This is a genomic window from Acetobacterium tundrae (genome assembly GCF_008086615.1).
GTDB classification, from domain to species: Bacteria; Bacillota; Clostridia; order Eubacteriales; family Eubacteriaceae; genus Acetobacterium; species Acetobacterium tundrae.
This window is the reverse complement of sequence record NZ_RXYB01000001.1, coordinates 293,470-315,566: the sequence shown is the minus strand read 5'-3', so window position 1 is coordinate 315,566 and position 22,097 is coordinate 293,470. Positions and strand designations below refer to the sequence as shown.

General features: G+C 38.7%; 19 protein-coding genes. 6 read left to right on the top strand and 13 right to left on the bottom strand.

Translation table 11 applies throughout. The features are described 5' to 3' along the window. Positions 1-389: 389 nt before the first annotated feature. The 3 genes from FZC40_RS17000 to FZC40_RS01430 all read left to right on the top strand — a co-directional run bounded on the left by FZC40_RS17000 (position 390) and on the right by FZC40_RS01430 (position 5,306). Positions 390-572, top strand: coding sequence for a hypothetical protein (locus tag FZC40_RS17000; RefSeq protein ID WP_186843610.1), 183 nt, complete (start codon positions 390-392; stop codon positions 570-572). A 232-nt stretch (positions 573-804) separates the two neighbouring features. Next, entirely contained in the window at positions 805-2,193 is a 1,389-nt protein-coding gene (locus FZC40_RS01435) for a diguanylate cyclase domain-containing protein (protein WP_148602156.1), read from the top strand. Positions 2,194-2,549: 356 nt separating this feature from the next. Beyond that, positions 2,550-5,306: a methyl-accepting chemotaxis protein gene (locus FZC40_RS01430; RefSeq protein ID WP_148602155.1), complete on the top strand. Its 2,757-nt coding sequence runs from the start codon at positions 2,550-2,552 to the stop codon at positions 5,304-5,306. A gap of 170 nt (positions 5,307-5,476) precedes the next feature. On the opposite strand, the gene FZC40_RS01425 is transcribed toward FZC40_RS01430, so the two are convergent. Beyond that, positions 5,477-5,983, bottom strand: coding sequence for a GNAT family N-acetyltransferase (locus FZC40_RS01425; RefSeq protein ID WP_148602154.1), 507 nt, complete (start codon positions 5,981-5,983; stop codon positions 5,477-5,479). Between the two features lie 85 nt (positions 5,984-6,068). Beyond that, entirely contained in the window at positions 6,069-6,923 is an 855-nt protein-coding gene (locus FZC40_RS01420) for a pirin family protein (RefSeq protein WP_148602153.1), read from the bottom strand. A 247-nt stretch (positions 6,924-7,170) separates the two neighbouring features. Between FZC40_RS01420 and FZC40_RS01415 the strand changes: the two genes are divergently transcribed. Together FZC40_RS01415 and FZC40_RS01410 are read left to right on the top strand one after the other, a co-directional pair. Then, a complete protein-coding gene (locus FZC40_RS01415) occupies positions 7,171-7,437 on the top strand; it encodes a hypothetical protein (RefSeq protein WP_148602152.1) in 267 nt (88 codons plus the stop codon). A gap of 198 nt (positions 7,438-7,635) precedes the next feature. Then, a complete protein-coding gene (locus FZC40_RS01410; protein WP_148602151.1) occupies positions 7,636-8,235 on the top strand; it encodes a hypothetical protein in 600 nt (199 codons plus the stop codon). Positions 8,236-8,712: 477 nt separating this feature from the next. On the opposite strand, the gene FZC40_RS01405 is transcribed toward FZC40_RS01410, so the two are convergent. The 4 genes from FZC40_RS01405 to FZC40_RS01390 all read right to left on the bottom strand — a co-directional run bounded on the left by FZC40_RS01405 (position 8,713) and on the right by FZC40_RS01390 (position 13,335). Further along, positions 8,713-11,634, bottom strand: coding sequence for a methyl-accepting chemotaxis protein (locus FZC40_RS01405; RefSeq protein ID WP_148602150.1), 2,922 nt, complete (start codon positions 11,632-11,634; stop codon positions 8,713-8,715). 358 nt (positions 11,635-11,992) lie between these two features. Next, the gene (locus FZC40_RS01400; RefSeq protein WP_186843611.1) at positions 11,993-12,271 is read right to left on the bottom strand and encodes a GNAT family N-acetyltransferase; all 279 of its coding nucleotides are present in this window, start codon (positions 12,269-12,271) and stop codon (positions 11,993-11,995) included. 135 nt (positions 12,272-12,406) lie between these two features. Beyond that, positions 12,407-12,931: an O-acetyl-ADP-ribose deacetylase gene (locus FZC40_RS01395; RefSeq protein WP_148602148.1), complete on the bottom strand. Its 525-nt coding sequence runs from the start codon at positions 12,929-12,931 to the stop codon at positions 12,407-12,409. A 131-nt stretch (positions 12,932-13,062) separates the two neighbouring features. Then, positions 13,063-13,335, bottom strand: coding sequence for a late competence development ComFB family protein (locus tag FZC40_RS01390; protein WP_148602147.1), 273 nt, complete (start codon positions 13,333-13,335; stop codon positions 13,063-13,065). Positions 13,336-13,632: 297 nt separating this feature from the next. Between FZC40_RS01390 and FZC40_RS01385 the strand changes: the two genes are divergently transcribed. After that, positions 13,633-14,862: a multidrug effflux MFS transporter gene (locus FZC40_RS01385; RefSeq protein ID WP_148602146.1), complete on the top strand. Its 1,230-nt coding sequence runs from the start codon at positions 13,633-13,635 to the stop codon at positions 14,860-14,862. A gap of 79 nt (positions 14,863-14,941) precedes the next feature. Here FZC40_RS01385 and FZC40_RS01380 read toward each other — a convergent pair whose 3' ends face one another. The 7 genes from FZC40_RS01380 to dhaK form a co-directional block, all read right to left on the bottom strand. Next, positions 14,942-16,618 (bottom strand): RCC1-like domain-containing protein, encoded by a 1,677-nt coding sequence (locus FZC40_RS01380; RefSeq protein WP_148602145.1) that lies wholly within the window; start codon positions 16,616-16,618, stop codon positions 14,942-14,944. 46 nt (positions 16,619-16,664) lie between these two features. Further along, positions 16,665-17,630, bottom strand: a complete 966-nt coding sequence (locus FZC40_RS01375; protein ID WP_148602144.1) for a protein phosphatase 2C domain-containing protein — start codon at positions 17,628-17,630, stop codon at positions 16,665-16,667. A gap of 35 nt (positions 17,631-17,665) precedes the next feature. Continuing rightward, positions 17,666-18,397 (bottom strand): vWA domain-containing protein, encoded by a 732-nt coding sequence (locus FZC40_RS01370; protein ID WP_148602143.1) that lies wholly within the window; start codon positions 18,395-18,397, stop codon positions 17,666-17,668. Positions 18,398-18,451: 54 nt separating this feature from the next. Further along, positions 18,452-19,738, bottom strand: a complete 1,287-nt coding sequence (locus FZC40_RS01365; protein ID WP_186843612.1) for a serine/threonine protein kinase — start codon at positions 19,736-19,738, stop codon at positions 18,452-18,454. Between the two features lie 290 nt (positions 19,739-20,028). Beyond that, complete coding sequence (gene dhaM, locus FZC40_RS01360) at positions 20,029-20,412, bottom strand: dihydroxyacetone kinase phosphoryl donor subunit DhaM (RefSeq protein WP_148602141.1); 384 nt, start codon at positions 20,410-20,412, stop codon at positions 20,029-20,031. 3 nt (positions 20,413-20,415) lie between these two features. After that, positions 20,416-21,054, bottom strand: coding sequence for a dihydroxyacetone kinase subunit DhaL (dhaL, locus tag FZC40_RS01355; protein WP_148602140.1), 639 nt, complete (start codon positions 21,052-21,054; stop codon positions 20,416-20,418). A 45-nt stretch (positions 21,055-21,099) separates the two neighbouring features. Beyond that, the gene (gene dhaK / locus FZC40_RS01350) at positions 21,100-22,095 is read right to left on the bottom strand and encodes a dihydroxyacetone kinase subunit DhaK (protein ID WP_148602139.1); all 996 of its coding nucleotides are present in this window, start codon (positions 22,093-22,095) and stop codon (positions 21,100-21,102) included. Between the last annotated feature and the right edge of the window lie 2 nt (positions 22,096-22,097).

Sequence of the window (22,097 nt, the reverse complement as noted above, 5' to 3'; positions counted from 1 at the left end):
CCGTCGTGATCTGAAATTCTGCCAAATACAGAAATAAAAGGCATAAATAGATTGACTAAAAATAAAAATTATGCTAGCATATATAAAACATATATTTATAGTATGATATGAAATGTGGTACTTGTTTTAATAGACTCATTGTCTTGTACACTTTTTCCCCATTAGACAAAATATGTGGTGCGCATTGCACAAATCTGGCAAGATTCTCGTGTGCAATATATTGCTATTTTTTATTTAACTATACAATCTTTTCAATTATGTTATACAACGGTGGATTTAATCGATATTATTTTGATGTATGCAGCCTTTACTGATTGCCATTCTGAAAAAGTTGTAGTAAACTTATATCAATTGCTATAAATAGTATCAGTAAAGAGGTTGTTGCAGCTATGAACACCATGCTCTTCACAAACATACTTTCTAATAAAAAGCATAAAAATTTAGAATCCATATATCTCAACTTAAAGTATCATAGTTTATTGATTGCTTTAAAAACCGCCTTCATTGCGCTGCCAATTGACGATTCTAACGGAAATCAACTGGTGGCGTTTATTCATAAAGAAGATAGATAATTAAATTTTTAACATCAACCGCCATTTACTTTTATATTGTATTATATGCCCCGTCTACGCTTTATCAGGAAACATAATAATTAGTAATACAACTCTGGTTTCTTATTCATCAAAGCTACTCATCTTTCGTTGTTTTTTCTCTTGTTTCTATCATATCAATTTCAGAGATTTTAACTTTCGCACTGACATTCGACGTAATTTTCCAATAATTTAAAGAAAGGAATAATTGATAATGAAAAGCTTTTATGACACAAATAGTCAAAATGAAATATTAGAACGGATTTTTTCTCTAACTCTTGGACTTCTATGCGTAACTAACTTAAATGGTCAGTTTCTAAAAGTGAACGCTGCCTGGAAAATCACCCTCGGTTATTCAATGAATGAACTCACACAAAAAAATTTGATTGATTTTGTACATCCAAATGATTTGGATGCTACACTTTTCGCCATAAAAGAGCTTATCAACCAAAATGATGTTCTCAATTTTACAAATCGATATCGTTCAAAAGAAGGCACTTACTGCTACATCGAATGGGAACTCCACCGCTATGGCAATTTTCTCTATATTGCCGCAAGAGACATCGCTCAAACAAAAATATCTGAAGTATCAAACCAGGAATTCAAAAATAATATCGACGAGAAACAAGAGCAAAATCGAAATAATCATGAATCAAGTTTAAGCAAAAGACAACGAGTACTAATTGTAGATGATTCACCGTTGAACACAAAAGTATTGGAGCAGTCTTTAAGTGGCGATTATGATGTTCTTGTCGCACACAGCGGTATGAAAGCATTATCCATTGCCAATTCAACCGAACCGCCTGATATTATTCTTTTGGACATTGTCATGCCGGAAATGAATGGCTATGAAGTATGCAAAAAACTCCATCTGAATCAAAGTACAAAAGAGCTTCCTATCATTTTTCTTACCTCGCTGAATCAAGCGGATAGTGAAGAATATGGATTAAAACTTGGTGCTATTGATTACATTACCAAGCCGTTTAGTATTGCAATTGTAAAAGCCAAAATAAAAAATCATTTGGCATTGAAGTACTATCAGGATGTTTTGAAAATAAATACAGATGTAGATCAATTGACCAACATTGCCAATCGCAGACGATTCGATGAGATGTTATCCATCGAAATAAAAAAATCAAAACGGACCGGTAGTCATTTATCTTTGCTGATGATCGATATTGACCATTTCAAACTATATAATGATACCTATGGTCATTTAGAAGGAGATGAATGCCTTCGTAAAGTTGCTTTTATCTTAAAAAGCACATTGAAAAGGCCTGGAGATTTAGCTGCGCGCTGGGGCGGCGAAGAATTTACCTGTCTGCTTCCCGATACAGACAATAAGGGCGCCGCTAAAATCGCTGAATTATTGAGAATAGCCATTATGGATTTAAGAATTCTCCATAATTCCTCTCCGGTTAAAAAAGTTGTTACCATATCTATTGGTGCCGCCACGTCAAACCCTTCGGACGAAGCATCCTATGAAACCCTTTTAAGACATGCTGATGATGCGTTATACAAAGCAAAGGCTTCAGGACGCAACCGAATAAGCATCGAACAGCTTTCTACCTATGCCCACCGATCCATAAAGGCCATTGGGTGAAACCTAATCAAGGTTGTACACTTTTTTCCAAAATCTATTTAGGCATAAAAGCCACTTTTATTTTGCAATAAATATAAACAATCCACCGTAATTGAAAATAAGCCCAACTACGCAAATGATAAATTTGTGTAGTTGGGCTTATTATTTTTGGATTGATCTAACGGAAAATATTTATTTTTCTTTCTTAAGTTATATTCATACATGACGATAAATGAATTGATATTGTGAATAAAGTAATTTACTTTGAAATATTTTAGTGGCTCAATATTTTTTTGTTAACGTAAAATTTTAGGGCGTCACTTTAAAAATCACGGTTAATTATTATTCAAACAAAAATTGAAATACGGAGGTTCTATATGCAATGGTTTTATAATATGAAAACAAGATCTAAACTGGTATTGGGTTTTATTCTTGTAGCGCTTATATCAGGAATAGTAGGGATTGTTGGAATTGTAAACATTAACTCGTTAAACGCTTCAAGCACTGAGCTTTATGAAAACATGACAGTACCAATATCTGATGTTGGTGTAATATCAGCTTCGTTTCAGCGAATGCGTGTAAATGTCCGAGATATGATTCTTGAAGATAATCCTGAACAGATCAAGGTGGCTGCTGATAAAGTCGCTATCAGAAATGATGAAATTGACACAGCCGCCGCCGACTTTGAGAAATCAATTGATACAGATGAAATGAGAACTGCCTATGACGAATTTATTGCTTCACGTAAAGCCGTTGCTGAACAATTTGAAATAGTAAAATCACTTGCCACTCAAAATCTGGATGATGAAGCAACTGCATTGATGTCTGACAATGCTTCTTTTGAAAAGGCCTCAAACATCGAACAGGATGCCATTTCCAAGTTAGTACCAATGAAATTGGAAGCTGCTGGCGTAAAGGAAGCGTCCAATACAAAACAAGCAACTAGTTCAACAATTGTGATGATTATTATTACAATTATCGTTATTATCGGTGCCATTGCTTTAGGTCTATTCCTCAGTTCAATTATCAGCATTCCCCTTAAAAAAGCAGTTAATATGATTAAAGACATGAGCAAAGGGCATTTGGGAACCCGGCTAAATATGAACACCAAGGACGAAATTGGTGAAATGGCAGTTGCCATGGACAACTTTGCAGACGAGCTTCAAACGATCACCATTGGAACCCTGGAAAAGATATCCAACGGTGATGTATCCAGCACTATAGAAATCACTGATGAACAGGACGAAATTAAACCAGCCCTTAAAAAGACTATCGACAACGTCAGAGGGCTCGTCGCTGAAGCATCCATGCTTTCCCAAGCAGCTGTGAATGGCAATCTTGAAGCAAGAGGCAATGCATCGGCTTTCAATGGCGGATTTAGAGAAATTATTGAAGGGGTTAACAATACTCTGGATGCCTTAGTTGGTCCACTTAATACCACTGCTGATTATCTTAATCGTATCGGGAAGGGTGAAATTCCTCCAAAAGTCAATAAGACTTCCTATGGTGATTTCAATACCATTAAAAACAACATTAATGCCTGTATCGATGGGTTGGAAGCCCTACAAGAAGGCAATCGCGTTCTCGGTAAAATGAGCTTAAACGATTATTCTGAAAAAGTTGAAGGCTCTTACCTTGGAATTTATGGCGAAATTGCGAATTCAATCAATAACATTCATACCCGATTATGTCGTGTTGTGGAAATCTCAACCCATATTTCTGAAGGGGATATGCAGGATTTGGAAATTCTGAAAAACATTGGAAAACGCAGCGAAAATGATCATCTTATTCCGAGTTTGGTTTTGATGATTGAAATGATTGTCATGCTGGTAGACGAAACCGATAAAATGGCTCAAATTGCGATTGAGGGCGACTTAAATAATCGAGGCGACCTTAGTCGGTTCTCAGGAGAATATTCAAAAGTCATCAATGGTTTTAACAATACTTTAGATGCAATCATTGCACCCATTCAAGAAGCCTCCTTTGTCCTAAATGAATTATCCCAAGGTAATTTAAGCTCATATATGGAAGGCAACTACCAGGGCCAAAATGGCAAAATTAAAGACGATATGAATAAAACCGTTGAGTTTCTCAAACGCTATGTCAGCGAAATTACTGCGACTTTGGAAGCTCTGGGTCAAGGAAATATGGATCAGGACATAACGACTGAATATCTTGGCGATTTCTTAGCCATCAAGAATGCTTTAAATGATATCACCACAAACATGAGTCATACCATGAATGAAATAAATATCGCTGCCGGACAGGTTGAAATAGGGGCCCGACAAATCTCGGACGGCGGACAGGCTTTGTCTCAGGGAACAACCGAGCAAGCTAGTGCTATCCAAGAATTAACCGCTTCTATTGATGAAATTGCCAACGAAACAAAGAAAAATGCCTTAAATGCCAATAAAGCTAATGAACTAACGGTTGATGTTCAATCAAATGCTGAAGTAGGTAATGACCAAATGAAAAAGATGATCACTGCTATGAATGAAATTAATGATTCATCCAATAGTATTTTCAAAATTATTAAAGTCATCGACGATATTGCATTCCAAACCAATATTCTAGCCTTGAATGCAGCGGTAGAAGCTGCTCGGGCAGGACAGCATGGCAAAGGTTTTGCCGTAGTCGCTGAGGAGGTACGCACTCTTGCCGCACGAAGTGCGGAAGCAGCTAAACAAACAACCGGCCTTATTGAAGGCTCCATCCAAAAAGTGGAAGTCGGAACAAAGATCGCTGATGACACAGAAAAAAGCTTAAAAGTAATTTCAAATAATGTTGGCATAGTTGCCGACTTGGTTAGAAATATTGCCCAGGCTTCCAACGACCAGGCTTCTGAAATTGCGCAAATCACCCAGGGCATTGAACAGGTTTCCCAGGTCGTTCAAACCAATTCAGCAACAGCTGAAGAAAGTGCCGCCGCCAGCGAAGAACTATCCGGTCAAGCTGAAATGCTTAAAGGAATGGTAGATGAATTTAAATTAAAAGAGCAAAACAAAAATCCTATGAGTGATTCATCTGTGTCACAGCCGCTTAAACCAATTGATAATCGTCCCTCTAAACTAATTAACAATCGTCCGTCAGAACCAATTATCATTTTGGATGATATGAATTCAGATAAATACTAAATCCATCAACTCTTTAATAAAATGATATTCACTGCAAAAGTCACTTTCTTGATACAGCATTGAAATTCGAACCAATAAGAACCCATTCTTTATGCATTGTTATGCCAAAGCATGTCAATGAAAAAGAATGGGTTCTTAATTTATCTTGCAAGTTCTATTCAGTTCTCAAATTATTTTTTTAAGAGTGCATATATACATGAGTCATAAATCTCGTCGTGTTTGCAAACACTCTTTTTCAAAACGCCCTCCAGTTTGAAATCCGCTTTTTCAAGCACTCGCCTGGATCCTGAATTATAGGAAAAAGGTTCTGCAAAAATTCGTATAATGTCAAAGCGCTCAAAAGACTCATAACAGATTTCTTTCACTGCTTTTGTCATAATTCCGCCATTCCAGTATGACTCACCCAACCAGTAGCCCAATTCTCCGCTTTTTCTATAAACGTCCTCTTTCATAAAAACACCGATACTGCCAACCGCTTGTCCATCCACAACAATCGCTCGACAAATCTGATGCTTATCCCCTTTTTCTATACAATCATTTACATACCATTCAGCATCGGTATTCGTATAAGGAAAAGGGAAAGCATCCCGAAGGTTATCTGCTATCTTTTTATTATTCCCATATTTGGCAACATCAGGAATAAAACTTGTTTGCCATTTTTTAAGTACAAAATTCATACACAGCCTCCTTGATTTTTCTAGCATTCTTCTCTGAAACACACATTTTAATTCAAGCAGCGATGCGCCTTGTCTTCATTAAAGATTATTTCATTTCCGAGAGTTTAGGCGACTCTTTTATAAATGTGCTATCTTCCAAATCCGCAAATGCCTGTCTTAATTCTTCCTCAGTATTCATAACAATGGGGCCACCCCAGGCGATCGATTCTTTTATTGGAGGTGCAGAAAACAGTACAAAGTGGAGAGCTTTTTCTGTTGCCCTTACTTGCACAAAATCACCATCATCAAAAAGGATTGCTGATTTTTCATGATAGATCTCATCTGCAACTTGCCCTTCTCCTTCAAGCAAAAAAACAAATACCGTTTCTCCCTTCGGTGTAGGAATTCTAATTTCACATTTGGCCTCAACCGTTGCATCTAAGATCATGGCCTGGATATGATGCGATTTAACGCCCTTCGTTCCTTGAAATTCTCCGGACACAATACTCACACTGAACCCATCCCCTTGAACAATCGGAATATCTTCTTTTCGGATTTCAAAATATTTCGGTTCAGTCATTTTTTCCACTTGAGGGAGATTTAGCCACAATTGAAAACCCAGCATTTTTTTTGCAGGTTGAGGCATTTCCTGATGCATAATCCCACTTCCTGCCGTCATCCACTGTGAGCAGCCGGATTCAATAACACCTTTATTCCCCAAGCTGTCCTCATGAATGATGCTGCCCTGTATCAGATAAGTCACGGTTTCAATCCCACGATGAGGATGCATTGGGAATCCCTTGATATAATCCTCCGGGTTTTCAGAATCAAAAGAATCCAACATTAAAAACGGGTCAAAAGCTTTAACCTGGGGGTGGGATAATACACGGCTTAAATGAACACCGGCACCATCGATTGCATCAGTCCCTCTAATTACCTGCGTAACCTTTCTTTCCTTCATAGCAAAACCTTCTTTCTTAAATTTCATACAGATTTTTCAATGTGATTAATAGCTGAATTGTACCCTATTTGCATTATTTTTAACTTAATGTTTCGTTTCTATCATTGCGTTTTCTTAATTGTTTCGCCTGTCTTTCTATTTTTTCTAAAGTTATATTAGCCCATGGCGATAATATAATCAGAACATTATTTAGTAAATTAAATATAAAAATTGAAGTGTTCAAACAAAATAAGGAGGTTTATTCATAATGAAATACCTTGACGACATAAAAAAAAGTACCAAGCAATTATTAAACTTCAAATCAAGCACCAGAAACAAAATCAAAGAGACAGCCATGATCACGGAGTGCTTCTCTTACTACCTGCAAAGCATGGTCACCGAAAAAAAGGAACCTGTTTCCATTGCGGACATATCCGCTGATATTAATGTCAAATCTGACCAAAATAAAAGTGAACTGCAAATTAAACAACCTGTTGAAACAATCAGAGGCCTCATACCAATAAAACAAATATAATGATTCAGGATTCCGAAAGGTGACTAGTTTTTATCTGTCTGCACTGACTTAACAACCTTGTACTAGATTTCTCGGATGATGATAAATTTCATATCAACAATTACTAAAGCCTTGCCCCAATTATGTCGATATCTCTTATAATAAGGGTCCAGTATGATATTTAAAAAAATAATCTCAATTTATTACAAGGAGGATTTTATGAGTACTAATTCAATTGATAGCAGCAAACTGCTGACTCAAACACCTCAGACAAAAATCGCCACGCAAAATGCCAATGCAAAAGAAGCTGTGCAGGCTGTCGAAAAAGTCGCATCAGTGGACGCACGCACGGATACCGTCGAACTTGGAACAAACTCAAAAGAGGATATCGGGACCTACACCATCGATCAAAAAAAGCTAAGTGAACTCAAAGCTGATTTTTCAAAAAACACTGCCGCATTCAAAAAAATGGTTGCTGCAATGCTTGAAAAACAGGGTTTAAAGGTTAATGAAGTCATTAAATCCTTAAGTGAAGGCAAGGATGTCTCCATTACCGTGGACGCTGACACGCAGGCATCGGCTCAGGATGCGATCTCTGAAAATGGTTACTGGGGTGTTGATAAAACGGCTGAACGGATCGTAGATTTTGCCAAAGCCGTATCCGGCGGAGATAAAAGCAAACTTGAAACTCTGAAAAGCGCCTTTATTGATGGTTACAATCAGGCCAAAAAATCTTTTGGCGGAGAACTCCCAGACATTTCTCAAAAAACCTATGACAAAGTCATGGAAGGTTTTGATACTTGGAACGAAGAAAAATAAATTCATAGCTTTGTAAACTGACCCTTTTAAAAATCCAATGACCGCACCTTGGGATCTTCATAAAAAAAATGACCGAGCCGCAAATATTCAAGGCCAATTATTTCACAGTGCTCCCATCGTGACATTGTGAAATAATTGTTCCCTGAGCTTCTGCTTTTTCAAATGTGTTCATATTCAATTTGCGATTTACACCAATACCGTTATCTTATTCTTAACTCTTTTATCATGCTCAGGAGTTTCCATTGTATCTTTTCTTCAAAAATACTTTTGTCTCAATGTATTATTTCACAATCTTTTCCAGTAGCATCTCATTATCTAAGGCTTTCTGAGAGCACTTTAATATTTCAGCTCTTTTTTTTATCAGTTGTGAATTCATTTTTTTCAATAGAAAATACGCCCTTCAAAATCCAATATTTTTTCCATTGTCCACTTTGAAGGGAGCATATCATAGTACCTTGTCTCATTATTTAACTTACTTTATTTAAGTCTAAACTGTGAAATCAGTTCTTTAAGAAGTTGTGCCTGACTGGATAATTCTTCGCTTGACGCTGCTGATTCCTCAGCTGTTGCTGTGTTTCCCTGTACCACCTGCGATACCTGATCAACGCCAAGATTTATCTGTGCAATATTAGTCGCTTGATCATTTGATGCCTGAGCAATTTCTCGCACAAGTTGTGCTGCCTTGGTAACTTCTATTACAATTCCCTGGAGGGCTTCGGCTGCTTCATCGGCTATTACGGTTCCTTCTTCCGTCTTTTTAACAGATCCTTCAATGAGCACGGTTGTTTCCTGAGCTGCTTCTGCACTTCTGTTTGCCAAATTCTTGACCTCTTCCGCCACAACAGCAAATCCTTTCCCATGTTCGCCGGCTCTGGCGGCTTCTACAGCTGCATTAAGCGAAAGTATATTTGTCTGGAATGCGATATCATCAATGACCTTGATAATCTTAGAAATATTTTCAGAAGCCTGATTAATTTCATTCATTGATTCCTGCAGCTGTCGCATCTGCTTATCGCCTTTTTGAGCTTTTTCCTGTGCTGTTGTTGAAAGCATGTTTGCCTCATTTGCCCGAGTTGCATTGGCTTTTGTCTTATCAGCAATTTCATCTATGGATGAGCTGAGCTCTTCTATTGTGGCAGCCTGCTCTGTCGATCCCTGGGCAAGCATTTGGCTTCCATCGGATACCTGCGAAGATCCTGCTGAGACTTGGTCTGCAGCTTCATTGATATCTCTGAATATATTATTAAGTGATTCGATTATGCTATTGAGTGCTGTCTTTATGGGTTCAAAATCGCCCTTGTAATCGCCCCTTATACTAACCGCCATATTTGCATTTGCCATTTGGTTTAAGATATCCGAAACTTCATCAATAACACCCTGTAAAAAATCAAGGGTACTGTTTAACGCTACTTTAATTGCTGAATGCTGTCCTCTATAATCGCCTTCCATTCTAAGTTTCAGGCTGCCGTTTGCAACCTCCTCCAGAACAATGCTGGCTTCCTGAATCGGTGCTACCATTGCATCTAGGGTTGCGTTGACACCACCAATTATTTTAGCATACTCGCCATTGTGTTTTGATCTATCAGCCCGGGCATCAATATCGCCATTGACGGCTGATTCTACCAGACTGTTTGTATCACTCGCCAGCATTTTTATGGCATCAAAGGTTTTATTCACCGATACTTTAACCGTTGCATAATCGCCTTTGTAATCCCCATCCATGGAATGTGTTAAATCACCTTTTGCCATCGCTTCCAGTACGCTGGATGCTTCTTTGATTGGTTCTACGACAGCATCAAGGGTTTTATTGACACCATCAACGATTTTCGCATATTCACCTTGATGCTTGGAGACATCTGCTCGGTCATCAAGTTTTCCTTCCACAGCTGATTCCACAAGGCTGTTTGTATCACTGACCAGCATTTTAATTGTATTAAGGGTTTTATTCAGAGACGTCTTGATTACTGCATAATCGCCTCGATAATCCCCTTCCATGGAGTGTGTTAAATCACCTTTTGCCATCGCTTCCAGGACATTGGATGCTTCCTGGATCGGTTCAACCACAGCATCAAGGGTTTTGTTGACGCCATCAATAACTTTGGCATAGTCTCCATTGTATTTTGAAACATCCGCTCTTTCACTAAGTCTTCCTTCAACTGCCGCCGTTACAAGAGTATGGGTATCATTAACCAACGTCTTAATTGCAACTTGTGTATCTTTTAATGCTGGACCTACCTGATCATTTTCACCCACCATGACAATTTCATCATCCAGGTTACCCTGGGATATATTTTTAAGTTTATTAATCAGGTTTTCCTGAACATTTTTCTGCATGGAAGCAACTGATTTCAGCATGGCTCCAATTTCATCATTTCGGTTTATATATTTACTGCCTTTCTGGTTTTTGTTTTTTCTGAAGTCAAAACCAGACAACCGATTTAATTCCTCAGTTGTCGCAACAATTGGGTTTGCAATGCTACCGCTGATAAAGAACACCGCTACAGCACCGGCAATAATTGCGACTGCTACAATAGCTATGATTATATTTCTGACCGACGCTATTTCTACATCCAGCTCAGATTGATTCATGGCCACCGCCATAATCCATGGGCTGCCGTCCACCGGAGCATAACCAACCAGAAGATCCTTGCCTTCAAAGCTGTAGTCGCCAGATCCAACTTCCCGTGTTGTCATCTTTGTTCTCACTAATTCAGATAACTGGGCATAGTCAGGATTTTCTTCATCAGCTGTCGCAAAATTGAATTGCTGCGTTACCAGATCAAGATTCGAATTTCCGACTGCAACCCCCGAGTTGTTAATTAAATATCCAAACCCGGTTTCCCCATAGGTTACCTGCTTGGTGATTTCACTTAACGAAATACCTTCTTTTCTTCCGTAAAGCACTCCGGCAATTACGCCATTTTGATAAATTGGAGTCGCGTAGAGAACAACTGGCTGACCCGTAACACGACTGATTGTAACATCTGATGCAGTTGCTACCCCACTTGCTGCCGCTTTAAAATAATCTCGGTCAGCTACGTTTACCGTATCTCCAGTACTGTTTTGGGTAACCCCGTTTCCGCCAAGATCAGCCAAAACATATGCGTCATATCCTGCTCTTTTTGCTTCAGCCATTAAAAAAGCAACTCGCTGATCCTGGGGTACATTAGCATCCAGAATAATTGAGTTTTGAGCTAACCCTGACATGTATTGCAACTCGGCATCTCTTCTGGAGCCAACATATTTTGCCTGAACCTCGGCAAGATTTTGCAATTGATTATGAGCGTCTTTTTCCAATACAATCGTGAAGTTACTAAGAACAACGACTCCCAAAATGCTTGTTACTACCAATATAAGAGCTGTAAATATTGTTATTAGTCTTAATCTTATTGATTTCATTTTTCTCTCTTCTAACTATATTTTTGATGCTATTTCGACTCTTCGTTAATTTAAAAAGACTATTTTTATTTTATTTACCCTTTCTAAACTGCTTTTAGCATCATTACAGTGTTTTTCTTTTTTTTATCAACAAATGATTTTTCATTTAATTGTGAAGCAATTATTTGCCTTTTATTATCAAGCCGCAACTTACTCAAGTAATATTTCGACATATTTATGTTTTGCTTTAGTCTTTTTAGTAAATAACAGCACTCTCCGTTAAATTAAACTGAGAGTGCTGTTATTTACTACAATATTCATTTAATCAGTTCCTATTTTCCATCAAGATGCAAGTAACCCAGTTTTCTCTTAACTGTCATCATTGTTCATAAACATCTGTATATTTTTCATCTTCTGCGAGTATTTTATCGGCATAGGAACAGCGGGAAGTTATTTTCTTGTGTTCTTCCTTTGCATAATCTACCATCTTTTCAACCAATATTTTCCCAATCCCCTGTTCCCTCAATTCTCTGGAAACATAAACGTGCTCAATTACAATTTTATTCTCATTCTCAAGCGAAAAGTTTACCTGAGCTATTGGGTCGTCCTCATCTGCACCGATATAAAACTTATTCTTTCCTTCATGAATGGTTTCCATAATATCCCCCATTTTTTTATTGACTTATTTTAAATATACTCAATATTTTTTATACCCCTTTTTTCGTCAAACAAAACCTCTGATCGGCCTTCTTATAACTTGGTAGGAAATCATTTCTCCATTTATGGAATATTTTCACTGTCTAGTACCATTTAAATATTTTTTCAATGCCTGGTCAAAGTGTTTTTTTGTTGTTTCATCAAAACATATCATTTCAACTAACTGAATTTCTGGATGATTTTCCCCATAGTTTAAGATGGCTGACACTGCAATTTCGGCCGCCTTTTCAATGGGAAAATGATATATACCAGTGCTGATAGAAGGAAACGCCACTTGTTTGCAGTGATATTCTTCAGCCAAAGTCAGACTATTTACATAGCAGCTTGCCAAAAGTTCGATCTCTTGGTGGTTTCCTCCCTGCCAAACCGGACCAACGGTATGGATCACATAGTCTGCAGGTAAATTATAGCCCTTTGTTATCTTGGCCTTCCCTGTTTCACATCCACCCAGACTACGGCATTCTGCAAGCAGTTCTGGCCCTGCAATACGATGAATGGTGCCATCCACGCCCCCTCCCCCTAAAAGAGAATTGTTTGCCGCATTTACGATCGCAGCTGCTTTTACTTTTGTAATATCGCCCAATTTAATTTTCAGTTTCATACTTACACACCCTTGTTTAATATTAAATCACAAATAAAACTACTCAACAAAAACAATTTATTCGGGTTTAAGCGGCATCAGCAATAAGATCACATCGATTAATAACTTTTCACGATCTTGTTAATACTAAATTAGATTAATTTGTTATGTCTCGGATTCTGGCTGACAATATCGATTGCTTTGGTCAACTCACTGGTAAGATCGGCCTTATATTGGGTTGTCATTTCATCAACTTTCGAATATAGCAGTCCTTCTTGTGTTACATAGTAAGCTGGTTTTAGGTTGTTTAAAGCAATTGCCTTAATATCTTCAATACATCTTTCACATTTGCATATATCAGGATATTTAGCAATAAGATGGGGTAAAAAAGCATCCACGGTATTTTCCATATAATTATTTAACATTTCTTTTCCTCCAATATTGCATATTTTTTAATTTCAAACAAACAAATTTCACATTTAACCGATTACTTTTTAGCTAAATATATTTACCAAAATTCAGCTTTCTATTTAAAGTATACTCTCTATACCATTTATTTTCAACTATTTTCATTCAGATTACTAACGTCGTTTCTCGTATGTATTGAAAGATTTAGTCTTGTCTAAAAGCTTAGAATTATTGTTTTAATAATAACCTTGTATAAATTTAAAAAAACTTTATAATATTAGGTAGAACTAATTTTTAAAGAATGAGAGAAAATAATGGATAAAATAAAGCAATCTGAAAATGAAACTACCACCAAGCAAAAATATCTAGGCAATCGTGGTATGATCATATTTTTAGTATTATTAAGCGCCTTTGCACCCTTGTCAACGGATCTGTATCTACCCTCATTACCAACTATGACAACCTATTTTAATGTCCCAGAATATCTGACAAACCTCACACTGATTTTGTTCTTTGTTTTCTTCAGCCTTGGGATTCTAATTTGGGGGCCCCTCAGTGATAAATATGGGCGTCGTCCCATCTTACTCATTGGGATCACTGGCTATGCCATTGCAAGCTTTTTATGTGCTGCTTCATTTAACATCTATCAACTCATATTTTTTCGGGTTTTACAAGCAATTGGAGGTGGTTCTGCCAGTGCTGTCGCAACTGCTATCGTAAAAGATGTGTATCAGGACAGAAAACGTGAAGAAACCTTGGCCTTTGTACAATCTATGGTTGTTATTATACCCGCTGTCGCACCCGTAATCGGTGCTCTTTTACTGACCTTTACCTCATGGCGGGGTGTTTTTATCATTCAAGGGGTTTTGGGAATTATCATCCTTACCGGTTCAATTGTCTTCCAGGAAACTCTGGTTACTCGAAGCACTGGTAGTATCTTACATACCTTAGGACGCCTTGGCGTGGTTCTAAAAAATCCGGGATTTACTTCTCTGCTTCTTATTTTTTCAATGTCCAGTATTGCCTCATTAGCCTTTATCTCATCATCTTCATATATCTTCCAAAATGACTTTGGTTTAAGCAGCCAGGTTTACAGTTACTTTTTTGCTTTTAATGCCATGGCAATGCTTCTGGGACCATTAATTTATATTAAGCTGTCAAGCCATTTCAAACGGTTTTCAATCATTAATCTTTGTTTTATTGTTACCGTTTTAAGTGGAGTGGCTATTGTATTGTTAGGTCATCTCAGTCCATGGATCTTTGCTCTCGCCCTCTTTCCTGCGACACTTGCAGGCAGTTGCTCCCGACCCCCCAGTGCATATCTTATGCTGGATCAACAAGTCGGAGATACTGGATCAGCATCTTCGCTGATGGGTTCTTTTGCAACCATTATGGGTAGCTTGGGTATGATTATTATATCATTTAACATGGATCACCTTATTCTGATCATTGGTGCTCTCAACATTTTCCTGGGACTTTTTGCTGGCGGATGTTGGCTGATTGTAACCAAAAAACCATTTTTACGTAAAGTAAGAGAAGATTGAGACATTTCTCGTTTTTTTAATCCCGCTGTTAAGATTGTCTCTAAAACTCACTATCATATTTTATCAAAATCTGAAGCCATTACTTAATAATTGGCTTTGCAACACACTCGGGAATTATTGCATCGTTGGTGGTTCCGTCCCCCAATTCTCCGTCTCCGTTACAACCCCAGGCCCATAAGGAACCATCCTCCTTCACTGCTAAGGAATGAAGTCCACCTCCATCAATATCAACGATATCGGCAGATAAAATACATTGAGGGCTGTTCCGATTTATTTGCGTGCCATCGCCGAGTTGACCAAATTTATTATATCCCCATGTCCATAACGAGCCGTCCTTTTTAATCGCTAATGAATGATGGAACCCCGCAGCTATTTTAACGACGCTATCGGAAATAATACACCTTGGATTGTTCCCATTAATTTCTGTGCCATCTCCTAATTGTCCAAATTGATTGTATCCCCAGCTCCATAACGAGCCGTCACTTTTGATGGCCAGGGAATGATGAAATCCTGAAGCGATGGCAACGACGTTATCCGGTATAATGCATTGAGGATGATTGACATCAATCTCAGTTCCATCTCCTAATTGACCGTATTGATTATCTCCCCAGCTCCATAACGAGCCGTCACTTTTGATGATCAGGGAGTGACCAAATCCAGCTGCAATTTTTTTAACATCACCTGGATATATCCGCTTAGGTGTCTTTCGGGAAAACTTTGTGTGGTCTCCCAGCTGACCATATTGATTATTCCCCCATGCCCATAGTGAACCATCTGTTTTGATGGCTAAGCCATGGGCGTTTCCGGCCGCTGCCTGAACTACGTTCTTCTTAATAACACAAACAGGAAACGAGCTGTTTGCTAATGTGCCATTCCCGATTTCGCCCTCCTGATTGTATCCCCAGCCCCATAAGGAACCATCGGTTCCCAGAGCGTAGGTAAAGTCTGCAATGGCTGAAAGCTCAGCAATATCACCGGCAATGATGCAAACCGGAACGTTTGAATCCCTGTTTGTTCCATCTCCCAGCTGACCAAAATAATTTCGTCCCCAAGTCCACAGCGAGCCATCTTTATCAATGGCGAGACTATGCTCCGAGCCAGCTGCAACGCTTATAAAACCTGATGGTTTTTCTTTAATAATCGCACGTGATTTCTCTTCCATCAGATTCTCTTCTGATAAAAGCTCTTCAATATCATTCTCTGTTTTTAGATTTCCTTCCGATAGCTGTTCTACGACCGGGATTTCTCCAAACGTTACTTTTAGCAATCTGTCATCAATAACATCGTCTTGTAAATTAGCAAAATCGGCTATCGTTTCGGTAAGACAGTCAGGCTCCTCCAATACCTCTAAAACATCCATATAAGTTTGCACCGTTTCCAAGGCTATTTCTTTTACCAGGCTGTTTTCATAGCTAAAATAGAATATAATCTGCTGAAGTTTTAATTCCCCTTCAGGCCGGGTAAGATTTTTTAAATTCAGAAGTTTTTCGGGAATATTTTCTTGCACAGCTAGTGTTAAGATTTTTTTTGTCTTGAGATCTTTGGAAAAATAATCCGCCAGGAGACCTCTCATCCTTTTCTTTTCTAGAAAAACTTCCGTTCCATATTCATTTTTAATCAGCCTTAGTATCTCACTTGCCTTGGGACTATCATGATGGCCAACGTTAATGTTAATTTTCGAATAGCAAAACGGACAGATTGATCCGTCAATTCCTTCCGGTGGATTCCATTCTCCCCCACATTTACTGCATTTCATAATACACCTCTACCTTATGACTGCCATTTCCAAATCATCCATTCATTTAATTATCTTCAATTTCATCCAGCTCTTCAGAAACTGCTTCATCTATCATTGCACTATCAACGGTAACTTCACTTATTTCTTCTGATAAAATCTCATATTTGGAGGGAACAAATAAATTTTCGATTATATTTTTTCCCTTTATATTTAAAATACCGGCGACGGAAACGTCATCCCCACTGCCCTTTTCTGATAACTGCGGCAAAAACTCCTGGAGCTCAGCGACAGCGGCCTCAAAATCTGACGAATTAAAGGAAAGAGTTATTTTCTTGTAAAAATCGTACAGATTCTCGATGCCGGCAAATGAATCATCAATTCCGTCCGTTCCAACAAAAACAGCCAGAGGCAATGATTCACTATAGTAATGCCGAAAGTTTGCATAAGCATCGGTATTGCATATCGAAGTGGTCACATTAAGAACGCATTTATGATCCCATGGTATGGGTTGGATAATTTCGCCGTTTTCACAAATGGCACAACATTTTCCATCTCCAATTTGCAGCCCAAAACAAAAGTTTTTGCTTAAAACAAAGGCAATAATGGTGGTGCCATAGGCGGATTCCAGTTCAAATTTATTTTCAAATATCAGTCGATCGGCACCGGATAACGCAACCAGTTCTTCTTCCGAAAAGGGGTTTTCATCAGCATCTGTATTGACAGCATTGTTCCAGTTAGAGATGATATTCTTTTTCAGCTGCCCTAAAACCTTATCCGGATCGGCTCTTAGCTCTTCCAAAATCTGATTTTCGTAGCTCATAAATGCTTTAATCGAATCAAGAGTGATTGTCGCCGCAAATTGAGATCCGCGATGACTGCGAAAGTATTTATTTCCCCCATGGCCATCACAGACTATCGCCACCGCCATGTCTTTATCATAAAAGCTCACGGCGCTATCCTGACATATTTTGCTCTTTTTAATATGACTATAACCGATCACTGACAGATCAAACGCTTGTAATTCATCCAATTATACTGACCCCCCTTTCAAAAAACGAACATTGGTTACCATTCGATTTCCGCATCGTCATCAAAAATATCCGCATTGAAATCTTGAATCTGTTCGACAAAATTATCCTGCTTACTGGGGGCGGATGATTTTCCTGAAAATCCCACACTGCTGCTTTGGCTGCCAATTTTCGATGCTGTAACACTGACAAAAGTTATCATTTTTTTAAGTGCTTCCGGATTTCGCGCAGTTAAGACACTCTCACTATTCCCGGTAAAATCCTTTAACACATCCTGATCGGCATCGTCTCCAATTGCTACCGCTACTTTGATGGCATTTTTATACCAATTATTTTCTTTAAGTTTTGCCAGTCCCTTTTCATAATGATCGGTGGGTTGTCCATCAGACATGAGAAAAATGGCAGGAGCAAAAGACCCGGCAACATCACTCATAAATTCATTGCGGGATAGTTTTTCATCCAACATTGTAAAAGCGGTGCCTAAATCAGTGACGCCTCCGACATCCAGATAATCCCATTCGAAATTTTCTGCCTCAATAGGGTTAGGATATAACCACTCAGCGCCGCTGTTAAACTCTAAAACTGCAATCTTTATCTGCGCATCGGCATTATTATCAGAAATATCTCTAAGTTCAGGAACTATATCATTAATTGCTTCATTAACCGCTCCGATTTTTGAACCGGCCATGCTTCCTGATGTATCTACAAGAAAGAATAAAACCATCGTTCTTCTGGCTATCCCCCCACATAATTCATCATAAATTCCCATTTTTACACTCCTTAAAATTTATATTTTGGACGATTTTTTTGTTGATCAAGGCAATTAAATAATCTCGCCGCGATTTTTTCCAAAATCGATCATGATTCCCCGAAGAATTTGCACCACGCCGCCTGGCCTGACATCTTTTTGTTTTCCATCCGGGGTTGTCATATACCAGGTGGTATTAGAACTGTTTCTAAGCCCCCATAGACCAGGGTTTGATTTACTCTGAATGACTTCACCCATTTCTTCCTTGAAATCGTCACTATCGATATTCGTATGACATTTATACAGTTTGGATTTAGGATAAAGGGCGACCTGATTATTTTTCACTTTCAAAAAAAGCGGTGTTTGGATGGTCTTCCCACATCCCATACATTGAATGGCGTCTGCCTCGGAATCTACAAACACTTCCGATCCACATCCACAGGTAATGGTTTCATCTCTTAGCCGAAGAAATAATTTCTGCCACTGTGTTTCAGTCAATCGGGCATTTTCTTTTTTCAGGCCTTCACCAAAAGATTTCTCAAAGGCCTCCTGAATATATCGCGGATATATCGGCCATAATTTTATGGCATTGTTATGGATTCCTCGCACTGGGCGATTGGTGTCATTTTCCGGGTCAAAAATAAAAACCGGTTCACTTCCATAGAATTTCTTTTCCAGGCTTTCAGTCATACATGGGCAAGTTGTTCGGCTGCCTTCCAATGGGTGGGACACAAAGAGCAATAAAAACAAAGTGACGGCTAGAGAATAGCGATCCGTATGAACACTTGGGTGTTTTTCTCCCAAAACAACCTCCGGCGCCATATATCGACATTTTCCCGCTATTCCTAAATTATCGCCATATTGGGCGACGTTATCATTATCACAAATTAAAACCTCGCCACTTTCCGGATTGATAAAGAAATTTCCATCGTTAATATCCTGATAACTATAGCCGCAGCGGTGTAGCTCCCTAAACCCATTGACAATATTTAATGCTGCATTGACAACCGCTGATACACTTGAGAACTTGACTTTTGCCGTTAAGAATCTCGAGAAATCTTCATATTCTATTGGTCTGAGGTCCATCAGATAGCCAAAACTGTCATCTTGATTTTTAGTAATCATCTGCGGCCAAATAAAAGCCTCCGTGGGTGGCCCTTGTTTGATATTATTGACAATATTTTCTTTGAACTGCTGAGCATTTTTCAATTTATTTGGATAATACCACTTGAGTGCATAGGGCTTTTTTTTGTAATTCACAAAATATACAATCCCCTGTCCGCCATCACCAAGCTTTTTTACCACCTCAACGCTATCACCAGATTCCAACTTTATTTTTGTTCCTTTTTCAAAAGTATTCATCATTCCTCCTGCCACTTGTTTCCATAAGATGACCGTTTAGTTTTAATTATTCGTTTACCTTTATACTATAAAATATAACTCGGCCTAAAGTCTACAATTTTATTCGTTTAAACTTTATTGTAACCGATCAAACTTCGCTCTTGCTTAATTTAGGAAAAATCATTTCTTTATCATATCAATTTTTCTCAAATGCATTTAATTCTCCTAAGCATTACCTCAATTTTCATCCTAGTCATCCGTATCAAAAAAGCACCCGATCTATGGGTGCTTTTTGAATGCTATTATGCAATTTAAATCTTTTTATAACTTTTTGTGCCCGCTAGAACATCTATTACTTCTTCAAGCGAAGATCCGATGGATGCTTGAACAGCGCCAAAAATCGTTCCTTCCACAATGGGTGCGTCCACAATTTTTACATTGCTGCCATCTGAAAGCATTTCAATAGCCATTTCTGAGCTCATCACAGCACTGCCAAGATCGACAAGAACGACCACGCCATCCCCTGTTTGAACAGCTTCAATGCCGGCTAGAATTCTGGATACATCCGTCCCAATGCTGCCATCTTCCATGCCGCCGGCAGCTGAAATCTTGACATCTGCCGCCATTTGCTTAGCAAGTTCTACCGTTCCTTCAGCAATTTTCTGACTGTGGGAAACCACTACAAATCCTACCATTATCTATTTACCTGCCTTTTGAGCAACTTCATTGGCCGCCTGAAAAGCATAAGCCATCGAGGTTGCCCCGGGGTCTTGATGTCCAATACTTCTTTCGCCTAAGTAACTTGCTCTTCCTTTTGTGGCGATAATAGTCTTTGTATATTCCACACCGTTCCAAGCCGCTTTTTCAGCTTCAACCAGTGCTTCTGCCATTGTTTTTCCTTCTTTGATGCTGGCTTTGATGGCATCAATCGCAGGGATCATGCTGTCTAAGATCGTTTTTTCACCTCTGACAGCTTTTCCTCTAAATTGGATACCACCAACGGCTTCGTCAAATGCCAGGATAACATCCTCATTGGATAATTCTTCTTTTTCTTTAGTGGACATACCGGCTTTCATGAAAGCTGTCCCGTAAAGAGGGCCAGATGCGCCTCCGACGGTTGAAATCAAGGTCATTCCCACTGTTTTTAGAATCTCATCAATACTTTTATTTTCAACTGCCGGTAATTTCTCCATCACTGCCTTAAAACCACGGCTCATATTAATACCATGATCACCGTCTCCGATTGCCTGATCTAAATCGGTTAGTTCTTGTCGATGTTCTGCCATTTTATCTGCATAAATCCGGATAAAATCCAGCACTTCTGCCTTTGTTGCCATTTACATTCCTCGTTTCTTCTCTACTATTCTTATTTTTTAAACCTTTTATTCCATTTTAAAGCCAATGGTATCTGCTTTCGCCATAAGCAAGTCTTTTAATTCACCATCAAGTTTTAACAACGTAATGGATGCCCCAGCCATATCAATGGAAGTCATATAATCTCCTACAAAAGTTTTGAATATCTTGACCCCTTTGTCAGCTAGAATTTGATGAACCCGACGATTAAGAATATATAGTTCCATTGGTGGGGTTGCGCCAGATCCGTTGATCATAACCGCTACTTCATCCCCAGATTGAGGATTCATATCTTTTAGGATTCTTTCCATTAAATAATCAACAATGACATCCGCTGTCTGAATCGGTTTTCTCTCAGTTCCTGGTTCACCATGAATCCCGATACCCAGTTCCATTTCATCTTCTGACAATTCAAATCCCGGTTTTCCGGCAGCTGGAACCGTACATGGTTTAAGTGCCACGCCCATCGTTCTCACGTTTGCAATGACCTTTTCTGCTACCGCTTTTACTTCTTCAAGGCTGGCACCAGCTTCAGCTATTGCTCCTGCAATTTTGTGAACAAAAACGGTTCCCGCAACACCGCGTCGACCGGTTGTATAAAGACTATCTTCAACAGCAACATCATCATTCGTAACAACATTGGCTACTTTAATTCCTTCTGCTTCAGCAAGTTCAGCCGCCATTTCAAAATTCATGATATCACCAGTATAATTCTTAATAACTAATAACACACCTTTACCGGCATCAACCGCTTTAATCGCTTCAAATACTTGATCTGGTGTTGGAGAAGTAAATATGGAACCTGCTACAGCAGCGTCTAGCATGCCTTTTCCAACATATCCGCCATGAGCTGGTTCGTGTCCGCTTCCGCCGCCACTCACTAATGCAACTTTTCCAACTTTCTTGTCTGCACGAACAAGAACGTCAAAACCCTCAAGACGTTTCACATATTCGGGATGAGCTAGAACAATACCTTCCAGCATTTCATTTTCAACGTTTTCAACATCATTAATAAACTTTTTCATAA